The organism is Streptomyces sp. NPDC101166 (genome assembly GCF_044768125.1).
In the GTDB taxonomy this organism is placed as follows: domain Bacteria; phylum Actinomycetota; class Actinomycetes; order Streptomycetales; family Streptomycetaceae; genus Streptomyces.
Map to the genome: position 1 here is coordinate 1 of NZ_JBIWPF010000354.1, position 1,047 is coordinate 1,047.

Genomic DNA, 1,047 nt, shown 5'->3' on the forward strand with positions numbered 1-1,047 from the left:
CGACGGGGCCGACACCTCGTTCGCGCGCTGGGACGGCCCCGGCGGCGGCCGCGACACCGGCGACGAGCGCGTGGACCGCGCCCGCCGGGCCCTCGACACATCCGTATTGGCAACACGCCGGGCGAGTTTCGGCCTGCTCGGCCTGGATCCGGAGGATCCCCGTGACTGACCCGTCCCACTCCGCCGACCCGGCCGCCGTCTCCGGCAACGGCAGCGTGCCCCCGGCGCCGGCCCCGCCGCTGCCGCCGGACACTCCCGGCACCCCGGTGAATCCGCCTCCGCCGCCAGAACATTGGTTCGCCGACGTGCTCGCCTCCGACGGCGGCGTGGTCGGGCTGCGGCCCATCACCCCCGACGACGCCGAGGCGCTGGAGCGCTTCCACACCGCGCTCTCCGACCGCACCCGCTACCTGCGCTACTTCGGGCCGTACCCGCGGATGACGCCCAAGGACCTGTACCGGACCACGCACGTGGACTACCGCGACCGCGTCGGGCTGGTGACCGAACTCGGCGACGAGATCATCGCGGTGGGCCGCTACGAGTACCTGGCCGACCGGCCGGGACCGCGCGCGGCCGAGGTGGCGTTCGTGGTAGCCGACGAGCATCAGGGCCGCGGGCTGGGCTCGATCCTGCTCGAACACCTGGCGGGCGCGGCCGCGGAGAACGACATCGAGACCTTCGTGGCCGAGGTGCTCGCCGAGAACAACGCCATGGTGCAGGTGTTCCGCGACGCCGGTTATCAGGTGCAGCGCAGCCGCGACGGGTCGGTGCTGCACCTGGAATTCGCCATCGACCCCACCGAAGCGCTGCTGTCGGTGCGGGATTCGCGCGAGCGGGCCTCGGAGGCACGCAGCGTCGGGAACCTGTTGTCGCCCAAGTCCATCGCGGTGATCGGGGCCACCCCGTCGACCAGCCGGGTGGGTGGCGCGGTGCTGGCCAACCTGCTCTCGGGGGCCTATCAGGGACCGGTGTTCCCGGTGAACCGGAACCGCACGGCGGTGCGCGGCGTGCGCGCGTATCCGACCGTGCGCGACATCCCCGACGAGG

General features: G+C 73.2%; 1 protein-coding gene. It reads left to right on the plus strand.

Going from position 1 to position 1,047, the window contains the following annotated elements:
• Nucleotides 1–161: 161 nt before the first annotated feature.
• Nucleotides 162–1,047: GNAT family N-acetyltransferase (locus ACIRS4_RS39060; RefSeq protein WP_404205160.1), on the plus strand; the 886-nt coding region annotated here is incomplete at its 3' end.